A 17,303-nucleotide genomic window follows, 5' to 3' on the forward strand; every position below is an offset into this window, starting at 1 on the left:
TATAATTGTATAACTGTAAAATTAACTTTTTTAGCTCGGAATTGTAATGAAAAACATAGCCCCAAAAATGTATAGAGAGCAAAATTAGAGGAACGAATTTATCTTACTAATTCGGTAAATTGTTGCATGCTAGTTATAGGAAAAAACCCAATCTTCGAAATTCTCAAGAATAACCCGAAGGACATAAATAAAATTCTCGTTCTAAAAAAAATAGACCCGGATAAACGTTCAAAAGAAATTGTTAAAATGGCAGAGGATTTACAAATCCCTGTTCATTTTATGAATGACCATCAGTTCAAAGTTTATTTTGATAAAAAAAATAAAGCTGAAGGCATTGACCAGGGAATAATTGCATTCATTAAAGATTACGAATATACAGAGCTGCGTTCAATAGTAAATAAATGTAAGGATAAGCCCCGAAGTGTAATTGCAATTCTTGATGAAATAACTGACCCGCATAATTTCGGAGCGATAATCCGTTCTGCTGTCTGCTTGGGAGTTGATGCAATTGTAATTCCGAAACATAACTCAGCTGAGGTAAACCACACCGTAATGAAAACATCTTCCGGAACTGCAAAGATGATTGATATTGCAATGGAAGGTAACCTGAATAATTCAATGAGATTTTTGAAAGATAACGGATACTGGATAGCGGGCGCAGATTTAGCAGGTGATAAATTTATTCATGAAGCGGATTTCAAAGGCAAAGTTGGAATTGTTCTCGGAAGTGAAGGCACAGGCATGAGAAAAACTGTTAGAGATAATTGTGATTTTTTAGTAACGATTCCTATGAGCGGAAAAACAGATTCATTGAATGTTTCTGTATCTGCAGGGATTATTTTTTATGAGATATTGAGGCAGAACTTATAACTTATTATAAATCTTGTTTAGTCTTTGACGGCAAAGGTATATCATACTTTGCCATAAGTTTATACAAATGGCTTCTTTGTATTTGCAATGCCTCTGCGGTGTGGCTTACATTGTATTTGTAATCATGAAGCATCTTTTCAATAAATAATCTCTCCGATTCATTCTGAAAATCGTTCAGAGACATATCTTTATTCAGCAATTCATTGTAAAGTTTCAGCTCCCTGTTAGCAGGTAAATCAATATCATCTTCATCAATAACTTTTCTGTCACTGGTAATAATCAACCTCTCAACTAAATTTTTTAACTCTCTTACGTTTCCGGGATAACGGAATGTTGTTAACAGCTCCAATGCCTTATCGGAAAATTTCTTCACAGGTAATCCATTTTGAGTGCAGATTGTTTTCGCAAAATACTCAACAAGTTCTTTTACATCTTCTGAATGTTCACGAAGTGAAGGTAAATTTATCTGAAGTACATTTATTCTGTGATACAGATCTTCTCTGAAATGTTTTGCTTCAACCTCAGGCATTAAATCTTTATTCGTAGAAAAAATAAATCTAACATCAAGCTTTATCGAAATATTGCTTCCTTCACGGGTTATAACATTGTCTTCAATCACCTTCAGCAGCTTGGATTGTAAATCCATAGATAAGTTACTTATTTCATCTATGAAAACCGTTCCGCCCTCGGCAAGTTCAAGCGAACCTTTGATAACGTTGTTGTCATCTAGTCCTCCGAAAAGTTTTAATTCAATATTCTCTTCGGTAAGATTTGCACTGTTAAGTTCAATAAATTTATTATCCGCTCTTGATGAACGGTAATGAATCTGTCTGGCAACTAACTCTTTGCCCGTCCCGCTCTCTCCGCAAATCAATACATGAGAGTTCACCTTAGAATATTTATCAATGAGACTGTTTACTTCTTTTATCTTTTCGCTCGAACCGATAATTTTACTTTCTTCGAGAGCTTTTGATTTATATGACTTTAGTTCATCTAGCGACATCTTATAATCAACGGCATTTTTTATTATAAGCTTAAACTCATATAAGTCAGGAAGAGGTTTCTGAAGGAAATTATATGCGCCTTTTTTAGTTGCTTCGACCGCTGTTTCAATTGTGCCGTGACCGGAAATCATAATCACAACTGCATCTTTATCAATCTCTTTTATTTTTTCAAGTGCTTCCAGTCCGTCCATCTTAGGCATCTTTATATCAAGCAAGATGAGGTCGTATATGTTGGATTTTACTTTGTTGACTGCAGTTACCCCATCGTTCGCGCTGTCAATTTCATAGCTGTCCTGACTTAATATCATAGAGATACTGTCAACAATGCTTCGCTCGTCGTCTACTATTAAAATTTTGCTCATAGTGCAAATTTAACAAGAATGATTGAAATAAAAAGTCAGATAGGATTTGTATATTTTTTTGTATATTATGGAGTATAAAGAGCATAGAATTCCATACTCTCCAGTTTGCTTCCGGAGAATATGGATTAAAACAATATTAATAACAGAATCAGAATGCAGGGTGCAGCAAAACATCCATTGCAGTCAAAAGCGTAACAATTTTTTCGAAATAGATATCTCTTTTACTTTTTTCAAAAAATACCAGTTCAAATAATTTATCTACGTTTGAAGTAGAACCTGACAGACCGCGAAAATCGTAAAAGAATTCTATAAGGAAAAATTCACGGTTATCAATAATTTTTGTATCATTCTTTATATAGATTATTCTGTTCAGATCTAAGATAAAAGTGTTTCCGCCTACTGGCATGTCACTCGTGCCTTTCAAATAGAGGAATCTTCCTTTCAAGCTTATAGCATTATCGTTCATATTTTTCTCCGTTTAGGATTGGAGCCTCTAATATATTAAACGATATATTCTTGTGAAAGTTCTCTTACTTTGATAACTCCACTATTGTTACTCCCGTATCGCCTTCATTCCAATTGCCAAGTCTGTGAGATAATACCACCGGATTTGATTTCAGATATTTCTGAACTTCTGTTCTGAGCTTACCTGTTCCCTTTCCGTGAATAATCTCCACACTCTTTAATCCGTTGTTGATTGATTTATTTAAGAACTTATCAATCATATCATAAATTTCTTCTGTGTATTTGCCCCGCAGGTCTAAACTTCTTTCAACAGGTCCTTCATTAATTTCTATTGTCGAAGTCTTTGCATGTTCTTTTTTTGCTTCTGCTCTTTTTACTTTTTCAATCTCGGAAAGTTTTGATTTTACCAGCAAGCCATTCATATTAATTGAAACATGGTCATCTTTTATTTCCATAAGCTCACCCATGGAGTTTGTACCGGATATTTTCACAAAGTCACCGACCTTTACACTTTTCTTTTCGGCTTCAGACATCTCTTCCACTAATTCTTTTTCAGCATCTTCTTTTTTTATTTCAGTAATTTTCTCAACTTGTGACTGGAACGATTCCTTTATTTCTTTCGCTGAAAAATTCTGCTTCTCTCTTATTTCTCTTATAGTATTTTCAATCAGCTTATTTGCATTCTGAAGAACATCTTTGGCTTCTTCTTTCGCTTTCTTTAATATCTCCTTCTCGTTTGCTTTTAGCTGACTGACTTTGGTTTCATACAGAGAATTCAAGCCTTTTAATCGTGTAGCTTCTCTGTTATATTCATCTTTTAGTTCAGAATATTTCTGTTTGTTTTCATTTAGCTCTTTTAACAGATCTTCAAGTTTGTTTTCACTGTCAGTCAGATATGATTTTGCTTCAGTGATAACTTCATTCGGGAAATCATATTTCTCTGCTATCTCAAATGTAAAGCTCTGCCCCGGAATCCCGATATTAAATTTGAAATTCGGTGAGAGCGTTTCGTTATTAAATTCTAGCGAAGCATTTTCAATCTTGGCATGATTATATGCAAATGCTTTCAATTCAGAATTATGTGTCGTAACAACTGATAATGAATTTCTATCCGAAAGATTTTGAATAATTGAGCAAGATAATGCACTGCCGAGAACAGGGTCAGTGCCTGAACAAATTTCATCGATAAGCACCAATGATTTATCATCAGCTTCATCAAGAATTTTCTTCAGATAAGCAATGTGAGAACTGAATGTACTTAAATCATTTTCAAGTGACTGCTGATCACCGATGCTTACAAAAATCTGGTTTAAAACTCTGAACTTACTTTCGTAATAAACAGGGACAAGAATCCCTGACTGAACCATCAACGCAAGCAATCCGACAGTCTTAAGCGACACTGTTTTACCACCTGCATTCGGACCGGATATAATAATAGAATTAAATTCTTTCCCGATTTTAAAATTTAGCGGAACTACTTCATCGCGTTTATGATTTTGCATTAGCACAGGATGATATCCCTGCTTTATTTCATACTTTTCATCGCTCAGTAAAGGTTTCTCTGCAAGTATCTCAATTCCATACTTTGCTTTCGCCTGAAGAAAATCAATCTCTGCCATAATTTCGCAGTTTGATTTTAATTCAGTCACATGCACTCTGACTTTTTTTGCAAGTTCCGCAAGTATTCTTTCAATCTCCCTTTTCTCTTCGTACTGAAGTTCAGTGATATCATTGTTCAGTTCGATTGTAGCAGCAGGTTCGATAAATACCGTTTGCCCTGTATTGGATGAACTATGAATTAGTCCAGGGACTTTCCTTTTATTCTCAACTTTTACCGGTACAACAAATCGTCCGTCACGCTGAGTAATAATATCATCCTGTGAATAATCTTTATCTGAAATATCCTTTAAAATTTTCTCTAAAGATTTTCTTAAGCTTTCTGTTTTTTTCCTGATTGTAATTCTTATTCTCTTAAGCTCTGCGGAAGCAGTTTCTCTTACAGTTCCCGTTTCATCAATTGTAGAATCGATATTACTCTCGAGGATTTTATCGGAGAATAAATTGGAAGTAATTTTAGGAATAAGTTTATAATCATACTCACTTCCGATATTCAGCCGTGAAAAATATCCTTTTGTTAATCTGGAAATTCTTAAAAAAGTAAGTATACCTAAAAATTCAGTTGAGGGAATATAGCTTCCTTCAACATTTAGCTTTGAAAGGGTTTTTCTTATATCCTGCAAACCGTCAAGCTGAAGATACTCTTCACGTGTAAGAATGTCTTTCATCTCTGATGTCTTGTCAAGTTCAAGCTGGAGTAAATTTTTATCTGTAAAAAATGAAATCTCTTCAGTCAGTTGATGTCCGAGACCGGAATAGACGTAAGATTGAATTCTGTTTAATATTTTTTCAAACTCAAGTAATGAGTATATATTTTCGTTCATATCTACTTAGTGAGTGATTTTATCTCTTCGTAAAAAGATTTATAGTTTGGCAAAAATGAAGCTATTGTATTAAAAGTTCTCGGAGCAAAGTCATTCACAAAAACATACAGCTTGGAATTGTTTATGGTTTCTTTGTTCACCAGGTCAAAATTATTTACTGCAATAACACATAAACTTGCAATTATCATCCCCTGTATTATTCCTATAAAAAGTCCCAATGTTTTATCGACTGACTTAGTTAAAGAATTTATATTTGAAATTTTCTTCGCGATATAAATCCCCAGAGTATAAATACCCATTATAATTACCACGAATGATAGTATGTTGGATGTTTTCAGCGACATTCCCGAAAACTTCATTATAAATGTGGTTAGCTCAGTGTTGAACTTTGTTGCAAGGTACAAACCCAAAATAAGCGAGACCAATGAAAACACCTTTCGTAAAAATCCTTTTGAAAGCCCTATCAACGCAGGGATTGCAATGAGAACTACTATTAAAATATCAAGTTTATTCATATAAAAAAAAATCCGCATTAAGCGGATTTATAAGTAAAAAATTAAATTTTCTTATCTATCAACTTAACTTCGATTTAACTATTTCCTGAATTATTTTTCCGTCAATCTTTCCTTTTAATTCTTTAGAGGCTGCGCCCATTACTTTTCCAAAATCTTTTTGTGTCGATGCACCTGTATCTGCAATAATTTTATTTATAATTTCTTCAGCTTCTTCTTTTGAAAGCGGCTTTGGAAGATACTCCATTAAAATATCAAGTTGTCCTTGTTCCTTATCAACTAAGTCTTGTCGTCCTGCTGCGGCAAACATCTCTATCGATTCTTTTCTTTGCTTTGCTTGTTTGGTGAGAAGAGCAATTTCCTCTTCCGGAGTCATTTCCCTGTTCATGCCTGACTTATCCATTTTCAGAATTTCAGCGCGGATAGAACGGATAGTGTCCAGTCTTATACTTGGACCTGCAAGCATTGCATTCTTTAAATCTTCGTTAATTTTTTCTTTTAAACTCATGTCCGATAATTTAATCTACGTTATAATTATATCTTTGTGACTGTGCAATGTATTTTGATTTTGGGAAATCATTTTTCAGCTGGTCAAAAACTCTTTTTGCTGATGCATTATCTTTACCCATTGCAAAATCTCTTCCTGCGTAGAATAAATATTCATCTCTGAAAGGATTTTCTTTATCATAATTTGCTGCGCGTTCAAATTCTTTTCCTGCGCCAATGTAATCATTCTGTGCTTCCTTTACACTTGCAATACCTGATATAGCTGCGACTTTTGAAAGCTTATTGCTCCCTCCAAAGTCATCATAATATTTTAAAGCATTCTGAAAATCTCTTAATGCATAATATGAATTAGCCAGCATAAGCTTTGCAAGTTGACCGTTTTCAGATGAGCCGTATTCATTAACAATAAATAATAAACCTTTATTGCCAAGTGAATCTCCGTTAATAGCTGCCTGGAAATTTCCGCCTTCATATACAGCTTTAATTTTTCCGATAGCTACAGCTGCGTCTTCGTTCTGTGATGCTCGTTTAGACGTGAATAAAATTATACCAACAACTATAATAACTATTGCTCCTGCAATAATCATTACCTGGTTTTTATTCCTGTTATAATAATCGCTTACGACTGCAAATGGATTATCTGACATTGTAATCTTTTAAATTTAAAATTTGGTAAACAATAAATATAGTGAATAATATTATGTTTTTAAATGAGAATTTTTAGGTATCTTTATCTTTAATTAAAGGTTAAAATAAACGTTTATGGATTTCCAAATGTTAATAAAACTATGAATATTAAAAACTTCTTTTCAGCTTCTCTTCTCACAGTAATTTTACTGTTCACAAATCACATAAATGCACAGGAACTCATTTCAAGCGGTACAAACAGAACAACAGGATGCTCTAAGCAGGCAATTGAAGACCTCCTCAAAGCAATAAATGAATACAGGTCAGACAGCAAAAACTGGAACTCTAATGTTACCCAATTTGAGTTTACATTAGGCGGCGTAAATGAAGAACAAAGAGGAATCTTAAAGTTACCAATAAACAAAGACCTTATTACTTCTGCAAATTTAACAGCGGAAAAATTTGCTAAGGGTACATATCCAATATGGGACCATATCATTAACGGAGAAGGACCAACAATGCGTGCTATTAAAGACGGATGGATTCCTTCAATGAATAGGTTATTTTATGCCAATGAAGAACCTGTCTTTACTATGCTTGCCGAAAATCTTTTTTCCGGAAGCCTTGGTTACACGTGGAGAGATGTTCTCAATGCGTGGGAAGGCAGCCCCGGACATAATACAACTTTGCTCAGCCGCGGAGCAGTTTCAATCGGCTGCGGATGCGCCGATACAAAATCGAACACTTCCGGTGAACAGGAAACTTACTGGGTATTATTAGTTGAACTTGAGAACAGTATGACAGAAAACGACGACATTATGGATAAATATTTTAAGGAAGGCACATTCTATAAACTTAAATCCGGAATAAAAAGAAGTAAGCTTTCACAGTACAAAGCTCTTGATGCTTTTGATTTTATTGATAGAGGCATTCAAAACATAAGGGACAAAAAATAAAGGGGCGCCTCGTTGACGCCCCTATACGAAAGGAGTATTTTCTTGAAAGTGGATTCAAAAAATTACTTTATAAGTGACATTTTCTTAACTTCAGTTGAACCCAGGTTTTCAAGTTTATAAAAATAAACTCCGCTAGGTAAATTTGCAGCATTAAACTCAAATTCATAGCTTCCTGCATTAAGATTCTGATTTACAAGCTTAGCAACTTCTTTTCCTGTAACATCAAAAATACTTAGTGAAGTAAAACCTGATTTAGTAATATCAAAGTTTATCTTAGTAGATGGATTAAACGGATTAGGATAATTTTGATATAAGCTGAATTTCTCAGGTACTTCAGTTGAAATTGAATTTATCCCGATTACAAAACTTGTATTGTAAGCTGCCTGTACATTTGTTGCCATTGCTTTTAAAAGTGTTACTGAATTTTTATTGTTAGTACCTCTTGCAATCATTTGAGCTACTACAAATGTCTGTGTATCTAACGGATTTACTTTTAAGTTAGATGCGCCTGATGAAATTATTAATCTTCTGTCACCCGGTGCACTTGCCTCTACTTGTCCGGAAGTAACTCCGCCGCAATTTTTAATCATACCTGTATATTCAGTCCAGCCGACGTTTGATTCCGGATCTCCGGGATAACAAAACTTTGTTGGTGATGGAGGAACTAATGTCGGATTCAACCATGGAGTTCCATCTTTTTTTAATCCTCTCAGGTAATTATATGCCTGAATTGGTCCGCTGCTGGGATCCTGTTCGCAAACAGGACCGCCGGAACTGGTGTTTGAGAAATAGTCAAAAGATGTCATACCAATATCAGCTGTAGAACCATTTCTTGCACCTTTCAATAATTTAATACCTACTGCAGGAGGATTTGCTCCATACTGGCCCGGGGCTCCTGTTCCGTCCTGATTTGTTGAATTATAACAATAACCTAAGTTACGTGTAATATCGCAGCCAATGTAATCGTCCGGAGCGTAACCAAGATCCGGGTCTGCTACAATTCCGAAATAGGTGCTATCCCAAAGCGAACTGTTCTTATTAATGACCTGCATTTTCATAAACTGCACGTCCATCAATGTAGCTACGTTGTCATAGCTCCATGAAGTCAGGTGCATCTCTGAAAGCATTGGAGTTGTACCACCGCTGAAGCCTTCTGATGCTGAGTGATTTGAAGGGTCTGCATCTGTTAAACAAACAAAAATTGTTTGTGCAGCGCTTTTTACACCGGGTTTATCTACACCGGCATCATATACTCCATTATTATTAACATCATCGTAAGGAGCGCCATACGGGACCATCAGTCCCCAGTTTGCGTAATCAGGATTATTTAAAGCATTATCGCCTCTGCTGACTTTATAAAGCTTGAAAGTTGCATTGGTTGTAAATACTCCGTTCAATACGTAACCCGGGGCGTACTCTCCATTATATGATACAGAAGCCAAACGAAGGCCTCCATCAACATAAGCGCCTAAGGATAAACCTGCTGTAAAGAGTGCAAATTTACCGGAACCTTTGGGCCACTCAAAACCGGGAGTATTACTGGTACGTAAGTCCTGGTCAAAGACTCCTGTGTTCCAAATCCAGGTGGAGATATTATTACTGTTTGTAATTACTTGAGTCTTTATTACTGTAAAAGGGTTTGGTGTAAAATTTTCCTTAGGTCTTGCTGAGGATGAACCTGCAAGGAAAACGCAAAAGAAGAAAATAAACAGTGTCTTCATAGCATTTAAAGTTTAATTTGTTAAATCTATTACAAGTTACTTTATTTATTAGTTCAGGGCAAAGACATTTTTTTCATTTTTTACCCTCGTGTAAATGCATACAAAACAATATCTTATGAAGAAAAATTACTTTACTAAAATCATCCGGTTTGTTTGTGTAAAGTTATCTGTACTCAACCGGTAAAAGTATATTCCCGAAGAAATATTTTTTGCAGTGAAGTTCACTTCGTAAATGCCTTCATTTAATTTTTCATTTACAAGCTGCTCTACAACTTTACCGCTTAAATCAAATACAGTCAAATTCACAAAATCGCTTTTAGCAATTTCGAATTTGATTTTAGTTGAGGGATTAAAGGGATTGGGATAGTTTTGGAATAAAGAGAATTTATCAGGGACATCATTTGATATCGGTCTTATACCTATAGCAAAATTATTATCGTAAACCGTCTGAACGTAATCATCAAGCTGTTTTAGTTTTGTTACTGAGTTTAAATTACTTGTCCCTCTTGCAATCATTTGAGCAATTACAAAAGTTTGTTTTTCATTGGGAAATATTGTTAAGTTATCCGCACCGGAGCTCATAACAAATCTTATTTCGCCAGCGTATGCTGTATCAAATGGTCCTGACAAGGCTCCGCCACAATTATTTATTTTTCCTTTATGCTGTGTCCATCCTTCATCTGTTTCCGGGTCACCTGAATATACAAATTTTGTAGAATGCATTGTTAAAGGATTGATAAAAGGTGTTAAATCTTTTTTTGCCCCCGTTAAATAATTATAAGATTCAACAGGACTATTTAAAATTTCATTTTCACATGGCGGACTTGGTTGACTTTCTTTTTGATAAAAATGAAAAGACGACATCCTTAATTCAACATTTGGAAAGACATGTTTATTTACTGCGCTTCTAAGAAAATCATATCCTACAGCAGGAGGATTTGCTCCATATGTTGCACCAATTCCATTACCGTCCATATTATCAGCATTATAACAGTATCCAAGGTTTCTATTTGAATCGCAGCCGGTAAAGTCATCATGACTATCACCTAAATCAGGGTCGCAAACTATACCGAAATAAGTTTTCTCCCAATTATAATCGCTTTTATTTAATATTTCCATTTTGAGAAATTGTACATCACTCAATCCGTTTATATTATCATAACACCACGCGGTTAAGTGCATTTCAGAATACAACGGCAAAGTTCCCCCGTAAAATCCTTCTGAAGTTGAATGCAGGTCAGGGAACCCGTCTGTAATACATTCGAATATTGTTTGTGCGGCATTTTGTACTCCAGGTTTATCAATTCCTGCATCATAAACTCCGTTATTATTGACATCAAGATATGGGGCGCCGTAAGGAACCATACGTCCCCAATTTGCATAATCGGAATTGTTTGAGGAGTTATCTCCTTTGTTTACTTTATATACTTTAAATGTTGAGTCTTCTAGTGCAACTCCACTTACTATATAGCCGGGTCCATATTCACCGTTATAAGATATAGCAGCCAATCTCAAATTATTATTTATATATGCGCCGATAGTTAACCCTGCAGTATAAATTGCAAATTTGCCGGAACCTTTTGGCCATTGAAATCCCGAAGTATTAGTGGTTCTCAAATCCTGATTGAAAACCCCTGAATTCCAAACCCATGTTGAAATATTATTTGCATTCAGACCTGACTGAGTCCTTATAATAAAGTAAGGTGTTATAGAATCCAGTAATAAAGGCTCTAGATGCGCTTCATTGAACTGAAGTAAAAATAAAACACAAAATACTATAATTAATTTTTTCATTGCTAAATTTTATTTACTACAATTTAGAACAAAAAGGGAAACGGAGCAAAGACTATTTTTCGCAAAATTCTGAAAAATATTTTACTGAGAATACATGTATTTATGTGGCATTTCTATTTAACTAAAATCATGCGATTTGTTTGTGAAAAGTTCGATGAACTTAAACGATAAAAGTATATTCCCGAAGAAATATTTTTTGAAGTAAAGTTCACTTCGTAAACGCCTTCATTTAATTTTTCATTTACAAGCTGCTCTACAACTTTACCGCTTAAATCGAATACAGTTAAATTTACAAAATCGCTTTTAGCAATTTCGAATTTGATTTTAGTTGAGGGATTAAAGGGATTGGGATAGTTTTGGAATAAAGAAAAATTTTCGGGGATTGAAGATGAAATACTTCTTACGTTTACAGAAAAATTTGAGTTGTAAATATTTTGTATTTCATCATCTAAATTTTTCAGCCAGGTAACAGAGTTCTTATTATTTGATTTTCTTATTGCAAACTGTGATATGATAAAAGTCTGAGTATCACCCGGAGAAACAGTTAAATTAGAAGAACCTGAACCAATTACAAATCTTCTATCGCCAGGATTACTACCATTTATATTCCCTGTAGTAGTGCCTCCGCAATTTTTTATTACTCCCATAAACTCAGTCCAACCGCCCCCAATTTCAGGGTCACCGTTATAGCAATACTTTGTAAGATTTCCTGTCCGGGCATTTACCCATCTCGTACTATCCTTTTTCAGTCCTCTAAGATAATTGTATGCTTCAATTGGCAGCTGGGGATCTTGTTCGCATGATATCCCACCTTCACTTGGTTTTGTAAAATAAGTAAAGGAAGTCATTTTTAAATCCACAGGGGTTGGTCCTGATTTATCCACTGCACCTTTTAATAAATCTACACCTACTGCAGGGGGAGAAAGACCATAAGTTATTCCTGCTCCGGTTCCATCCTGATTATCTGAATTGTAACAGTATCCAAAACTTCGAACCGAATCGCATCCAATATAATCATCAGTTTTATCTCCTAAGTCAGGGTCGCATACTATTCCAAAATAGGTTTTAGTCCATGAGGAAACATTTTTATTGATTACAGCAAATTTTAAAAATTGAGCTTTATGTAAAGACGTATCAGTATCATAACACCAGGCTGTCAGGTGCATTTCAGAAAATATCGGTAGAGTTCCTCCGCTAAAACCTTCTGCTATATTATGGTTTTCAGGAAAGGCATCAGTCAGACAAATAAATATAGTTTGGGAAGCGTTTCTCATACCTGGTTTATCCACATCTGGATCAAAGACATTATTGTTGTTAACGTCCACGAACGGGGCTCCATATGGAACCATTAATCCCCAATTGGCATAATCAGGATTATTTGAACTGTTATCGCCTCTGGATATTTTATATAGTTTAAAAAGTGAATTTGTAATGCCTGCGTGATTATTTATATACCCCGGGGCATATTCTCCATTATAGGATATAGATGCCAACCTAAGAGAATCATTAATATATGTTCCAATACTTAAGCCGGAACTGTAGATTGCAAATTTCCCGCTTCCTTTTGGCCATTCAAATCCCGGAGTATTTAAAGTCCGGGCATCCTGATTAAATACTCCTGTATTCCATATCCATGTTGACATATTACTACCATTTAAAGATGCCTGTGTAATAGGAATTGAAAAAGGAAAAAGTAAATACGGTGAATGAATTTCAGATTTTAAATTCTTAAATAAAAATATTAGAAAAATAATTAGAAGAACTTTTTTCATATGAGATATAATCAGAATTTATTTTAGTAAAATCATTCGGTTTGTTTGTGTAAAGTTATCTGAACTCAACCGGTAAAAGTATATTCCCGAAGAAATATTTTTTGCAGTGTAATTCACCTCGTAAACGCCTTCATTTAATTTTTCATTTACAAGCTGCTCTACAACTTTACCGCTTAAATCGAATACGGTCAAATTCACAAAATCGCTTTTAGCAATTTCGAATTTGATTTTAGTTGAGGGATTAAAGGGATTGGGATAGTTTTGGAATAAAGAAAATTTATCCGGAACCTGGTTTGAAACAGTATTTACACTCACACTGAAGTTAGCATTATAATACAGTTGTACCATATCACTTAGTTGTTTGAGTTTTGTAACAGAATTTCTATTATTTGCGCCTCTTGCAATCAGCTGAGCAAATACAAATGTCTGCTTTTCACCGGGGACAATTGTGAGATTTTCTGCCCCCGAACTCATAACAAATCTTCTATCAAAAGGAACAGAAGTAACGATTGGTCCGGTTGTATCACCGCCACAATTATTAATTTTCCCTACGAATTCTGTCCATTCATTCCCTGATTCAAGGTCACCGGGATAACAATATTTTGTTCTAAGCATTGTCAGAGGATTTATATATGGAGTTGAATCTCTTTTAGTTCCTTTTAAATAGTTATATGAAGCAATTGGTGCAGTGGATGGATCTGTTTCACATATTATTCCTCCTGACCCTGTTCCAAAGAAACTAATAAACGAAGTCATATATAAATCCGTATTTGGTGTAACGCTTCTGTTCACTGCACCTTTAAGCATATCAATTCCTACAGCGGGAGGATTTGCACCATAAGAGTGTCCTGTTCCATCACCATCAAGATTATCAGCGTTATAGCAAAAGCCTAAATTTCTCGCTAAATCACATCCAACATAATCATCACTTGCAGAACCTAAATCAGGATCAGCTACTATTCCGAACTGCGTTCTTGTCCATGGTGAACTGTTTTTATTTACAACTTCCATTTTAAGAAACTGAACATCTTCAAGTCCTGCAACATTGTCATACGACCATGTTGTAAAGTGCATTTCAGAAAATAAAGGGGCCGTACCTCCACTGAATCCTTCTGCAGTAGTATGATTAGTTGCATCTGCGTCGGTAAGACATACAAAAATTGTTTGAGCAGAATTTTTTACTCCCGGTTTATCTGTTGCAGGATCAAACACTCCGTTGTTATTAACATCTTCATAAGGCGCGCCAAATGGAACCATTAATCCCCAGTTAGCATAATCAGGATTTGTATTGTTATTATCACCGCGATTTACCCGATATAGTTTGAATGTTGAATTGGTAGTAAAGACTCCGTTGAGAACATATCCCGGACCATACTCTCCATTATAAGAAACACTTGCCAATCTCAAGCCTCCGTTAACATATGCCCCCATAGATAATCCGGTTGAAAAAATAGCAAATTTTCCGGAGTTCTTGGGCCATTCAAATCCCGGTGTATTATTTGTGCGCAGGTCCTGATTAAATACACCCGTATTCCATATCCAGGTCGAAACATTATTACTGTTTGAATTTGACTGTGCTTTAATTACGGTATATGGTAGTTGTTGAATTTCATCATTGGGTTTTGAAAATGATGAAATTGTAAAAATGATGCAGAAGAAAAAAATTAATAGAGTCTTCATTTTTATGAATATTTATGTTTCTAAATATACTCAGGTTACTTCTAAAAGTAATTATGAGCCGAACTTTTTATTTTAATTGAAAATATTATTTCAGTAAAATCATTTTCTTTGTTTGTGTGAATGAAGAAGTTTTTATTTGATAAAAATAAACTCCGCTCGGAAGACCTGAAGCATCGTATTTATAGGAATAAGTTCCTTCAGCCAGATTTTGGTTAACCAAATTATTAAGTTCTTTACCGTTAATATCAAATACAATAAGTGAAACAAATCCCGTCTTACTGATATCAAATTTTATTTGTGTATCGGGGTTAAAAGGATTTGGAAAATTCTGATACAATGAAAATTTTTCCGGAGTAAATGTATTTATAGTCTGAAGATTCACAGAAAATCTTGGAATGTAGTACATATCTTTTACAGTCTGTACGAAGTCCTTCAGTTTAGTAACGGAGTTTTTATTATAACTTCCTCTTTGAACCGCCTGCATTAACACAATAACCTGTTTATCACCCGGATTCATTGTAAGATTATCCGAACCGGTAGAAAAGATAATATTTCTTTGAGAAGGAGTTGAAGGAACTTCGGTAGGCCCGGTAGTACTTCCACCGCAATTAAGAACTCTTCCATTAAATTCGGTCCATCCTATACCTGTTTGAGGGTCACCGGTATAATTAAATTTTGTAGGCTGATTATTTAGAATATTTATCCATGGTGTTCCGTCTTTTTTAAAACCTTTAGCCATATTATACAATTCATCTGAAGTCATATTATCTGATGTGCAGCCGGTAGTTCCGTAAAAATATCCCATCGAAGTCATACCCAAATCAACAGTAGGATTGGAATTTAAAAAAGCTCCTTTATACATTGCGATTCCATAAGCAGGAGGCGCGGCTCCATACTCACCCGGAGCTCCCGTCCCGTCTGTATTAGTCGAATTATAATAATAAGCTATTTTTCTGACGGAATCACTTCCGATGTAATCATCCGTTTCATTCCCAAGATACCCGTCATTTAAAAATGAAAAATATGCACCCGTCCAGGGAGTATTACTTTTATTAAAAATCTCATACTTCATAAAAACAGCATCATCTACAAAATGTAGAGTTGCTGTATCCTGGATAAAATGAGCAGCCCAAATAGTAAAGTGAATTTCAGCACCTAATGGTAATGTACCCGCCCCATATCCATTTGATAAATGATGAGCAGTATCTGAAGCATCTGTAACGCAAATGAAATTAGTTTCGCCCGCATCTTTTACACCGGGTTTATCAATTAAAGGTTCATAGATTCCATTCTGATTTATATCGACATAGGGAGCTCCAAAAGGCACTGCTTCCCCCCATTTCTGCCAATTGTAACTGGAAGGTAAATCATTTTCTTTAACCTTGTAAATTCTGAATCTGCTATCGAATGTATAATTTCCGTTCTGTACGTAACCGGGAGCAAATTCGCTTTTCTGAAAAGTAGTAGCAGTCCTCAACACTCCGTTTACTTTGGCCGTAATGTTTAAACCGAATGCATCAGAAAGAAACCTTCCGGCACCTCTTGGCCATTCCAAACCTCTGCCATTAATGCTTGAATTTTTATTTATTACAAGTCTGTCATTAAAATATTCTGCAAAATTATTATAGGTCAGTGACGTATTAAATGTATAAGTAGTATCTATTCGTCTGACGAATGCAGTTCCGTTATCACCGCATGCATAACCGATTTCCGCAGAGAACGCAACAGCATTCAGATTTTGAGATGTAAAAGAATTCTGAGTTATCCAGTTTGTTCCCATGTTAGATGTTTTTAACACAAGACCTCCATTGCCTGATATAAATGCTGATGGAAATGAACTTATACTGACCGAATTTAATTTGGTAGTAACATTTGAATTTTGCTGAACCCATGAACTTCCGCCATTTGTTGTTAAAGCAATTAATCCATTATCTCCTGTTATCCACCCTGTGTTTGAATCATAAAAATTAATTGAATTTAAATTAGTGGAACCAATTGAAACATTATTCCAAGTAGAACCAAAATCTGTGGTTTTAAAAATCACACCTGCATTTCCACAGACATAATATACTGCACCCCCTGTAGCTGAACAATTAAGTGTCTGGTTAGTAAAGTTTGGTTTCACGCTCCACGTTACACCTGCATCACTAGATTGAACATAAGCTCCATTTACTCCTAACGCAGCAATAGTAACATTATTAATTCGGAGAATTGTTTTAAGGTTGGAAGTAGTAGTTGAATTCACCGCTATCCAGTTAGTTCCTATATTCGTAGATTTAAGTATTACTCCATTATTGCCGCATATCCATAATGTTGTTGTAGCATTCACAGCGAAAGAGTTCAGATCGGAAGTTGTAGTTGAATTCTGAGAAACCCACAGCGCTGTATTAAAAGATTTGTATAGAATGGTTCCGTTTTTTCCTAAAATAAATTCGCTGCCATCGGCAATTTGTTTTGCAAAAAGCAAATTATTATTGGTCGGAATATTAAGCTGATACCAGTCATAATAAGGCTGTGCATAAAGTTCATTCAATACCAGTAAAAATAAAACAACTAATAAGTACTTATTTGTTTTCATTATTTATAAATTTA

General features: G+C 35.0%; 13 protein-coding genes. 2 read left to right on the forward strand and 11 right to left on the reverse strand.

Translation table 11 applies throughout. The features are described 5' to 3' along the window. Window positions 1-126 precede the first annotated feature (126 nt). The gene (gene rlmB, locus JST55_10880) at window positions 127-870 is read left to right on the forward strand and encodes a 23S rRNA (guanosine(2251)-2'-O)-methyltransferase RlmB (protein MBS1494009.1); all 744 of its coding nucleotides are present in this window, start codon (window positions 127-129) and stop codon (window positions 868-870) included. A gap of 4 nt (window positions 871-874) precedes the next feature. Here rlmB and JST55_10885 read toward each other — a convergent pair whose 3' ends face one another. From JST55_10885 to JST55_10910, 6 genes are all read right to left on the reverse strand, one after another. Continuing rightward, window positions 875-2,236, reverse strand: a complete 1,362-nt coding sequence (locus JST55_10885; protein ID MBS1494010.1) for a sigma-54-dependent Fis family transcriptional regulator — start codon at window positions 2,234-2,236, stop codon at window positions 875-877. Window positions 2,237-2,384: 148 nt separating this feature from the next. Then, window positions 2,385-2,702, reverse strand: coding sequence for a hypothetical protein (locus tag JST55_10890; protein ID MBS1494011.1), 318 nt, complete (start codon window positions 2,700-2,702; stop codon window positions 2,385-2,387). Between the two features lie 64 nt (window positions 2,703-2,766). Then, on the reverse strand, window positions 2,767-5,142 hold the full coding sequence (locus JST55_10895; protein MBS1494012.1) for an endonuclease MutS2: 2,376 nt from the start codon (window positions 5,140-5,142) through the stop codon (window positions 2,767-2,769). 2 nt (window positions 5,143-5,144) lie between these two features. Further along, window positions 5,145-5,657, reverse strand: a complete 513-nt coding sequence (locus tag JST55_10900) for a CvpA family protein (protein MBS1494013.1) — start codon at window positions 5,655-5,657, stop codon at window positions 5,145-5,147. 58 nt (window positions 5,658-5,715) lie between these two features. Then, on the reverse strand, window positions 5,716-6,162 hold the full coding sequence (locus JST55_10905) for a GatB/YqeY domain-containing protein (protein ID MBS1494014.1): 447 nt from the start codon (window positions 6,160-6,162) through the stop codon (window positions 5,716-5,718). Window positions 6,163-6,172: 10 nt separating this feature from the next. Next, window positions 6,173-6,808, reverse strand: a complete 636-nt coding sequence (locus JST55_10910; protein MBS1494015.1) for a tetratricopeptide repeat protein — start codon at window positions 6,806-6,808, stop codon at window positions 6,173-6,175. 141 nt (window positions 6,809-6,949) lie between these two features. On the opposite strand from JST55_10910, the gene JST55_10915 reads away from it, so the two are divergent. Continuing rightward, window positions 6,950-7,744 carry a hypothetical protein gene (locus tag JST55_10915; GenBank protein MBS1494016.1) on the forward strand — a complete coding sequence of 265 codons (795 nt, stop codon included), beginning with the start codon at window positions 6,950-6,952 and terminating at the stop codon, window positions 7,742-7,744. A 62-nt stretch (window positions 7,745-7,806) separates the two neighbouring features. On the opposite strand, the gene JST55_10920 is transcribed toward JST55_10915, so the two are convergent. The 5 genes from JST55_10920 to JST55_10940 form a co-directional block, all read right to left on the reverse strand. Continuing rightward, window positions 7,807-9,465 carry a T9SS type A sorting domain-containing protein gene (locus JST55_10920; GenBank protein ID MBS1494017.1) on the reverse strand — a complete coding sequence of 553 codons (1,659 nt, stop codon included), beginning with the start codon at window positions 9,463-9,465 and terminating at the stop codon, window positions 7,807-7,809. Between the two features lie 126 nt (window positions 9,466-9,591). Continuing rightward, window positions 9,592-11,259 carry a T9SS type A sorting domain-containing protein gene (locus tag JST55_10925; protein MBS1494018.1) on the reverse strand — a complete coding sequence of 556 codons (1,668 nt, stop codon included), beginning with the start codon at window positions 11,257-11,259 and terminating at the stop codon, window positions 9,592-9,594. A gap of 113 nt (window positions 11,260-11,372) precedes the next feature. Further along, window positions 11,373-13,031, reverse strand: a complete 1,659-nt coding sequence (locus JST55_10930; protein MBS1494019.1) for a T9SS type A sorting domain-containing protein — start codon at window positions 13,029-13,031, stop codon at window positions 11,373-11,375. Window positions 13,032-13,049: 18 nt separating this feature from the next. Beyond that, window positions 13,050-14,711: a T9SS type A sorting domain-containing protein gene (locus JST55_10935; GenBank protein ID MBS1494020.1), complete on the reverse strand. Its 1,662-nt coding sequence runs from the start codon at window positions 14,709-14,711 to the stop codon at window positions 13,050-13,052. 85 nt (window positions 14,712-14,796) lie between these two features. Then, the gene (locus JST55_10940) at window positions 14,797-17,289 is read right to left on the reverse strand and encodes a T9SS type A sorting domain-containing protein (GenBank protein ID MBS1494021.1); all 2,493 of its coding nucleotides are present in this window, start codon (window positions 17,287-17,289) and stop codon (window positions 14,797-14,799) included. Window positions 17,290-17,303: the final 14 nt, after the last annotated feature.

The organism is Bacteroidota bacterium (assembly GCA_018266835.1).
GTDB lineage: Bacteria > Bacteroidota > Ignavibacteria > Tepidaquicellales > Tepidaquicellaceae > JAFDZO01.